This is a genomic window from Rhodococcus sp. CX (assembly GCF_015865005.1).
In the GTDB taxonomy this organism is placed as follows: domain Bacteria; phylum Actinomycetota; class Actinomycetes; order Mycobacteriales; family Mycobacteriaceae; genus Rhodococcus.
Window position 1 is genome coordinate 17,679 of sequence record NZ_JADZGH010000170.1, and the last position, 3,229, is coordinate 20,907.

The 3,229-nt window shown below is 71.5% G+C and carries 3 protein-coding genes; 1 reads left to right on the plus strand and 2 read right to left on the minus strand.

Annotated features, from left to right (window positions below; all coding sequences use genetic code 11):
• On the minus strand, positions 1-625 hold a 625-nt coding region (locus I0Q12_RS33180; RefSeq protein ID WP_374068721.1), incomplete at its 3' end, for a cutinase family protein.
• 228 nt (positions 626-853) lie between these two features.
• Here I0Q12_RS33180 and I0Q12_RS18095 point away from each other — a divergent pair.
• The gene (locus I0Q12_RS18095) at positions 854-1,525 is read left to right on the plus strand and encodes an FABP family protein (RefSeq protein WP_248673578.1); all 672 of its coding nucleotides are present in this window, start codon (positions 854-856) and stop codon (positions 1,523-1,525) included.
• A 332-nt stretch (positions 1,526-1,857) separates the two neighbouring features.
• Here the strand turns inward: I0Q12_RS18095 and cydC are convergent.
• The coding region (cydC, locus tag I0Q12_RS18100) for a thiol reductant ABC exporter subunit CydC (RefSeq protein WP_197253247.1) at positions 1,858-3,229 on the minus strand (1,372 nt) is incomplete at its 5' end.

Sequence of the window (3,229 nt, forward strand, 5' to 3'; positions counted from 1 at the left end):
GGCCCGGCTCACCGAACGAATCGGCTCCTGCGGGCCGGTAGGGGTCGCCGATGAGAACGACCCCGGCGACGTCGTCGGGGCTCACGTGGGCATCGGCGGGACGATGCCCGAGTTCCCGGGTGACGCGCTCGACGACCTCCCCACCGACGCTGTAGCCGACGAGCACGAATCGCGTGCTGTCCCTGCACCGGGTCTTCTGCTCGTCGAGGATGCGGTTCGTCGACGCCACCCCCGCGGCCACCGAATCCTGGTAGGTGGGCACGTCCTCGAACAGGCCGAGGCCGTAGGTGGAGGGATAGGGCACGTACATCCAACCCACCGAACCGGGATCCGCGCTGTTGGCCTCGCCCACGGGGACGGTCACGTTGCCGACCCAGTTGGACCACAACTGGCGGGTTTCCTCCTCGACCGGATTCCGGTCGGCGGTCGAATCGGTGGCACCCGAGACGGCGACGATCAGCAGGTCCGGGCAGTCGAGCGCCGCGTTGTCGGGATGGATCACCGGACCGGAGCCGGGCAGGCTCGAACCGCTCCCCGGCGCTGCCGCGGCGACGGGCGCGAGCACGGGCACGGACAGGGCAGCGAGCGCCGCTGCGGACAGAACAGTAGTGCGAAACGGGCGCACGCGACCTCCGAAATGCGTGTGTCCGGCCGATGCTGCCGGATCGGAAGTACCTTATTCGCCCTGCCGGGCCTCCGCACGGTCTGATGCCGACGGCCGATTTTCGTGCCTCACGGCCGCGGTCTAAGATGTGCCCGTGGTCATTTTCTTCGAGGTCCTGCTTGTCCTTGCAGCGCTGCTCATCACGTGGTTCACGCTGTACACCATCTACCGTCTGGTCACCGACGAGTCGTGACGAGCGAACCCGGTGACAACCCCGGTGTCGTTCGCGGCAGCGGGGACAAGGCCGTCGCCGACGCGATCGAGCGCGCCAAGGCGACCGCGGACCTGAACGTTCCGGTCCTGCAGGGGCTGCCTCTGCCCGAGGACACCGCCAACCTGCGGCTCGGGCCGGATCTGCATCCCGCGCTGCTGGCGCTGCTGCCCATGGTCGGCGTGTGGCGCGGCGAGGGCGAGGGCAACGATCCCCGGACCGGCGACTACCACTTCGGTCAGCAGATCGTCGTCTCGCACGACGGTGGTGACTACCTCGTGTGGGAGTCGCGGTCCTGGAGACTCGACGAGAACGGCGAGTACGCCGCCCCGGATCGTCGGGAGAGCGGCTACTGGCGCGTCGCCGGGCAGGATGCCGTGGGCAGCGAGGATCCCGAAACCCTCGAGCTGCTGATCAGCCACAGCTCCGGTGTCGTCGAGCTCTACTACGGAACGGCCCTGACCCAGTCGTCGTGGGAGATCGCGACGGACGTGGTGATCCGCAGCCAGTCCGGTGAGGTCGTCGGCGGCGCCAAGCGTCTCTACGGAATCATCGAAGGCGGCGACCTCGCGTACGTCGAGGAACGCATCACCGCGGACGGCGACCTGAAGCCGCACCTGTCGGCGCGACTGTCGCGTCACATCGGCTGAGCGGTCGTATCCGCTGAGCGGTCACCTCCGCTGAACGAGCGCCGACCCGCGCTCGACATCGCTGTCCCCCGACACCGTGATCCACCCGTAGACACGGAGCGACCCCCGAGCCATACCGGCGAGGGCGGACGCATCCACTCCCTCACAGGTCCCGGCCGGACAGACCGGGGGCTCGGGGGCCGGGTGACTACCTGGGATTCGCCAGCCGCGCGCGCGGTCGGTGAATACCGTCGTCGGCGACAGCGGCTAGCCGGCAGCCACCTCACGTGTCCGACATTCACTCATTGTCCAGACCACCTCCTTCCTCGTGTACGGACGAACGTACGCCTCGGTCATAGGGTCGGCAACGGATTATTTCCGGGGATGCTCTCCGGGACCTCGACGACCCGATCCGCGGCCGTTCCGGCGGGCAGCTGGTGGGTGACGACGACGACCGTGCGGTCGGCGGCGACCAGCCCGGCGTCCCGGTCCAGCAGCAGACGCTGCAGGTGCGCGCCGTCGTCGGCGTCGAGATGCTCGGTCGGTTCGTCGAGCAGCAGCACCTTCACCGGTGACAACAGCGCCCGCGCCAGCAGGAGTCGTCGGCGCTGACCACCCGACAGCGCGCGGGCCCCGCCCTCGAGGGTCGTGTGCAGCCCGTCCGGCAGCCCCGAGACCCACTCCCCCAGCCCGACCGCCTCGAGCGCGGCCGTCGCGTCGTTCTCGTCGACGTCGCCGCGCGCCACGCGCAGGTTCTCGAGCACCGACGTCTCGAAGACGTGGGCGTCCTCGGCGAAGAACCCGACGTGACGCGGCAGTTCGGTCCGGTCGAGCTCGTCGAGCGCGACGCCGTCGAGGGTGACGGACCCCGCGGCTGCGGGAAGCAGGCCGGCGAGCGTCATGATCGTGCTGGTCTTACCGCTGCCGCTGGCCCCGACGATGGCGACGCGTGCGCCCGGAGGCAGATCCAGGTCGAGCGCGGCCGACGCGCGGCCACCCGGCCAGCCACTGCGCAGCCCGGTCGCGCGCAGGTGCCCGGGACCGCCGATCGGGCGTGTTCCGTGCGGGACGGGCCGGTCGGCGCGGTCGAGCAGATCGGTGATCCGGCCGGCCGCGATCCGGGCGCGGGTCAACGTCAGCGCGGCGGCAGGCAACGCGCCCGCCGCCTCGAACGCGGCGAGCGGCAACAGCACGAGGATGCCCAGCGACATCGGGCTCATGGTCGGATCGGATGCGAACGCTGTGATGCCGACGAGCAGCGACCCGAGCACGGCGGCACCGATCGCGAGCGGGGTCGCGGCCTCGGCGAACGCGGCGGGCGCCGCGGCGCGGTCGGTCGCGGCGACCACCGCGTCATTCTCCGTCTCGGCCCGGCCGACCGTGCCGTCGAGCCGCCCCGCGACCCTCAATTCCGCGGCGTGGTCGAGGACGGTGACGGCGTCCTGCGCGAACCGGGCGCGGGCGTCGGCTCCGTCGGCCTCGGCGCGGGCGGCGGCGCGCGCGGACAGCCACGGCGCCAGCACCCCGGCGACGAGCAGGGCGCCGGCGAGGATCGCCGCTGCGGGCAGCGAGATCAGGGCCAGCGCGACGACGGCGGCCACGGACAGCACGATCGCGACGGTGATGGGCACGAGCGCGCGCACCACCACATCGCCCAGCGCGTCCACGTCGGCGCCGGTGCGGGTGAGCAGGTCGCCGCGGCGCAGGCCTGCGGATGCGGCGGGG